At 57.4% G+C, this 4,959-nt stretch carries 2 protein-coding genes and 1 pseudogene; all 3 read left to right on the forward strand.

Going from position 1 to position 4,959, the window contains the following annotated elements:
• On the forward strand, positions 1-2,595 hold a 2,595-nt coding region (gene mutS, locus A4E33_RS08475; protein WP_292347266.1), incomplete at its 5' end, for a DNA mismatch repair protein MutS.
• Positions 2,592-4,400, forward strand: coding sequence for a DNA mismatch repair endonuclease MutL (gene mutL, locus A4E33_RS08480; protein WP_292347267.1), 1,809 nt, complete (start codon positions 2,592-2,594; stop codon positions 4,398-4,400). The genes mutS and mutL, both read left to right, overlap by 4 nt.
• An 85-nt stretch (positions 4,401-4,485) precedes the next feature.
• Positions 4,486-4,959 (forward strand): annotated as a pseudogene (locus A4E33_RS08485) (hypothetical protein); the annotation flags it as partial.

Below are 4,959 nucleotides of genomic sequence, written 5' to 3' on the forward strand. Positions count from 1 at the left end.
CAGCTGAAGGCACAGCACCCGGATACCATCCTCTTCTTCCGGATCGGTGATTTTTACGAGACCTTCAACAGCGATGCCGAACTGGTCGCCCGTGAACTGGAGATCGTACTCACGTCGCGATCGAAGAGCGGTGACAACCGGATCCCCCTCGCCGGCGTCCCGTACCATTCAGCCGAAGGATATATCACAAAACTTGTCGGAAAAGGATACCGGGTTGCGGTCTGCGAACAGGTCGGGGACCCGAAGACTGCGAAGGGCATCGTGAAGCGGGAGATCAGCCGTATTATCACCCCCGGAACGGTGATCGATTCGGCAATGCTCCCATCGTCAGCAGCCACCTATCTGATGGCGCTCTGCCCTGAAACAAAAGGCAGTGCCTGGGGGACAGCCCTTCTCGACATAACGACCGGAGAGTTCTTCGCTTCCCTTGTGGATCATGACACGGGACTGAACAACCTCCTATCCGAGATTGCGCGATACAGGCCAGCCGAATGCATCGTCCCGTCGACGGTTCCCGATGCGCTGCTTAAGACGATTCGCGAACGCGGTGTTGTCATCTCGCGGTTCCGGGACGAGGCCTTTCTTCCGGATCCTGCACGAAAAACTCTCCTATCCCATTTCAGGGTCGCGACGCTTGCCGGGTTCGGGTGCGATGACGAGAGGGCTGTGATCGGAGCAGCCGGTGCAGCGCTTCTCTATGCCAAGGAAACCCAGTGCTCTTCCCTGGACCATGTGAACAGCCTTTCAACCCGGGCATCATCACAGTCCATGATGCTTGACGCGGTCACCATGCGGAACCTCGAAATCAAAGAGAGCATCCGCGGGGGAGCGAAAGGGGCAACCATCCTCTCGACGCTCGATGTAACAAAGACTCCGATGGGCAGCAGGCTTCTGGCCCGGCACCTGACACGCCCCCTGCTCGATCCCGAACGGATCAATGCCCGCCTTGACGCGGTAGATTATTTCTTCTCCCAAACAGCCCTCCGCCTTGCTGTCCGGTCGGGTCTGACAAAGGTAGCCGACATCGAGCGGATCGCCGCACGGATATCCTATGGCAATGCCGGCCCGCGGGACCTGCTTGCCCTTGCGGATTCGCTTGATGCACTCCCGGCGCTGAAGGCGTTGATCGGGACTTCGGATGACAACGCTATCCCGGCCCTCATCAGAAATGCGCTCGCGGACATGCGGGAGCTTCCCGATACTGTTTCCCTCATCCGGAGGGCGATCACGGATGACCCTCCCGCGATCGCCCGCAACGGCGGGGTTATCCGAAGGGGATTCTCAAGCGATCTTGACGAGATTCATACAGTTCTCCATTCCGGGAAAGACTGGATTGTCCAGCTGCAGGAGCGGGAACGGGAAAAGACCGGTATCAAATCACTCAAGATCGGGTATAACCGGATATTCGGCTACTATATCGATGTCACAAAACCCAACATTTCGCTCGTGCCTCCGCATTACGAGCGGAAACAGACCACTGCCACGGGCGAGCGGTATACCCTTCCGGAGCTCCGCGAGAAGGAATCGCTCATAACGAATGCCGACGAGAAAGTCCTTGCACTGGAGCGCGAACTGTATGCGGGACTTCTCGAATCGCTCAGATCCTCTGTACCGGGCCTCCAGACGATTGCTGCGGGCATCGCAGCTCTTGACGTTGCCACAGCCCTTGCGGAGACCGCATGCAGCCGGAACTACGTGCGGCCGCAGCTGAACACGGGGGATACCCTGGTAATACGCGACGGACGCCACCCGGTTGTCGAGCAGGGAGTTGCCGGGGGGTTCGTTCCCAACGATGTGGAACTGTCGGGCAGTGACCAGCAGATCCTGATCATCACCGGAGCGAACATGGCCGGGAAATCCACGTACATGCGGGCCTGTGCACTCATCTGCATCATGGCACAGGCAGGCAGCTTTGTGCCGGCCCGGCATGCCGCTGTCGGGATCATTGATCGCATCTTCACACGGGTCGGTGCATTTGATGACCTCTCAAGTGGCCAGAGCACGTTTTTTGTCGAGATGCTCGAACTGGCCAACATCCTCAACAACGTCACCGGAAAAAGCCTGGTCATCCTTGACGAAATCGGCAGGGGGACAAGCACGGCTGACGGTTGTTCTATTGCACGTGCTGTTCTCGAGTACCTCCACGGCAAAGGGAATGCCGGGCCAAAGACCCTGTTTGCAACCCACTTCCACGAGCTCATACCGGCCGAAGAAAACCTGCGACGGGTGAAAAACTACCATTTTGCCGTGAAAGAGACAAAGGACGAGGTAGTGTTTCTGAGGAAACTGATCCCCGGGGCAACAGACAAGAGCTATGGTATTCATGTAGCCCGGCTCGCAGGGATCCCAAAGAAGGTGACCGATCGCGCTGATGCGCTCCTCTCAGAAGAAGCAAACCGAAGTATTCCGGCCGGGATGAAACCCCGTCGTTATACCCAAATACTGCTGGTTGATGATGCCGAAGGGAATCCGACGGCCGATCACCCTGTTCTGCGGGCCCTTGCTTCCCTGAATCCGGATGACATGACTCCCCTGCAGGCACTGGGAAAGCTGGCGGAACTGAAAAAGGGCCTGAATGACGGTGATCCTGCATGAACCCCCCTGCCCCTGCACACCGCATCCATATTCTCGATCCGGCAACGATCAACCAGATAGCTGCCGGTGAGGTGGTCGAGCGCCCTGCTTCGGTTGTCAAGGAGCTTGTCGAGAATGCAATCGATGCCGGGGCAGGTCTTATTACCATAGAAATCACGGCAGGGAAGGACGCCATAACCGCCATCCGCGTTACGGATAACGGATGCGGCATGTCACCGGAAGATGCCCGGCTCGCGTTTGTCCCGCATGCAACAAGCAAGATAAAAACCATCGGGGATCTCCACACAATCCGCACGCTCGGTTTCCGCGGGGAGGCGCTGGCAACCATCGCAGCAGTGGCAAAAGTCACTCTCATCACCAAGCCGAAAGGCAGCGGGGCTGTTGCCGGAACCCGGATCCAAATCGAGGGGGGAAAGGTTACAGGAACGTCGGGGACCGGGGCACCGGATGGGACGAGTGTTCTGGTCGAAGATCTTTTTTATAACACCCCGGTACGGAAGAAGTTCCAGAAGAGCAGGAATACAGAGCTTGCCCATATCCACGATATTATCGAAGGGATCTGTCTCGCTCATACGGATATCGCCTTCCGCCTCTCATATAACGGCACGGAACAGATCATCACGGACCGGACTTCGCGCCCGCTGGATACGATTGCCCGGCTCTTTGGCAGCAGTATCATCCCCGACCTTGTCCCGCTGGATGCAGTCCTGCCGCTTGTCACGGTGAAGGGATATGTCTCCTGTCCGTCGCTTGCCCGGAAGGACCGTGCGCGGCTGTACGTCTCGGTCAATCACCGGTTCGTCACGTCACCGTTGATCAATGATGCGATAAAAGCCGGTTACGGAACACTCCTTGCAAGGGAGCGTTTCCCTGTGGCGTTCCTGCACCTCACGATCGATACGACGCTCGTGGATGTCAACGTCCACCCGACAAAGAAAAAGATCCGGCTCTCGCGGGAGAAGGATATCGCCGAAATGATCAAAAAATCCGTCCGGGACGCCCTGCTCTCCCATGATCTCATCCCGGCGGCAGGTGCTGCACCGGTCGTGCATCCACCCGGTGAAGAAAAACCAACGGCCGCAGTAAAAACCTACACCAGGGAATCCGCAGGGCCCCCTCCTGCCGGGGTATACGAAAGTACCCATGCCGGAACGCTCCTGACAGATCAACGGCTTCGCCAGACAGAATTGCCGGTCTCCTCCGATCTGACGTGTCTGGTTCCGTCGCTCCTGCCTGAGATCAACGTAATAGGCGAATTCTCGGGGATCTATATCCTTGCCCGTACGGCCGGTGACGACCTGCTCCTCATCGACCAGCATGCCGCCCACGAGCGGATTCTCTATGAGCAGGTCACGGCACAGTCCCGGGAAAACCGGCCTTCGCAGGAACTTATCAGCCCGTTCGTTCTCAACCGGACCCCAAAGGAGGCAGCGGTAATTCGTGACCTGTTGCCGGCACTTGCTTCCGAAGGTTTTATTATCGAGGGTTTTGGCGGCAATTCGTTCCTTGTCCGTGCAGTGCCGGTTGTGCTCGGCCGGATCGAGGATACCACAATTATCGACGGGATAATCAGCGACCTCACCAGCGAAGAAGCATCCGTCTCTGTCAGCGATCGTGAGCGTATCACCCGTATCGTTGCCTGCAGGGGGGCTGTCAAAGCAGGAACTGTCTGCACGCGCGAGCAGTGCCAGCGTATCGTGGATCAGCTGAGGCGGGCAAAGAATCCCTTCACCTGCCCGCACGGCAGGCCTACCATGATCCGGTTCACCCGCAAAGAGCTCGATACAATGTTCAAGCGGATCTGATGACAGGATCTACGTTTCCTTTCCCTGAAAGTTGCCGGTACCAGAACGGTTATTATCCCCGGATTCACAATCCTGACCGGACAACGTGAAAATTCCGAAGACACCCGGGCGCCAGTCCGGCCGTGAGCAGGCCGGCGCGGATATTCCCTGCCTGAAAAATCCGCCATCAGTGAAGACATTCCAGAAAGCCGTTCTTGATTATTACCGGCTTCACGGGAGGGATCTCGCCTGGCGAAAGACTTCTGATCCCTACGCCATCATGGTCTCCGAAATCATGCTCCAGCAGACGCAGGTCGAACGTGTTGGCAGTAAATTCCCGGCATTCATGGAGACCTTTCCTGATTTCAGAACACTTGCAGCCGCATCCCTCGCTGATATCCTCCTCATATGGCAGGGGATGGGATATAACCGGCGGGCTATTGCCCTGCAGAAGTGCGCCCGAAAAGTAATCGATGAACATGGCGGCAGGCTGCCACCCGATCCAGAGATCCTGGCAACATTTCCCGGCATCGGCAGGGCAACTGCCTCGTCGATCTGTGCCTTTGCCTTTGGAATTCCG

This window comes from Methanoregula sp. PtaB.Bin085, assembly GCF_002067035.1.
Lineage (GTDB): Archaea > Halobacteriota > Methanomicrobia > Methanomicrobiales > Methanospirillaceae > Methanoregula.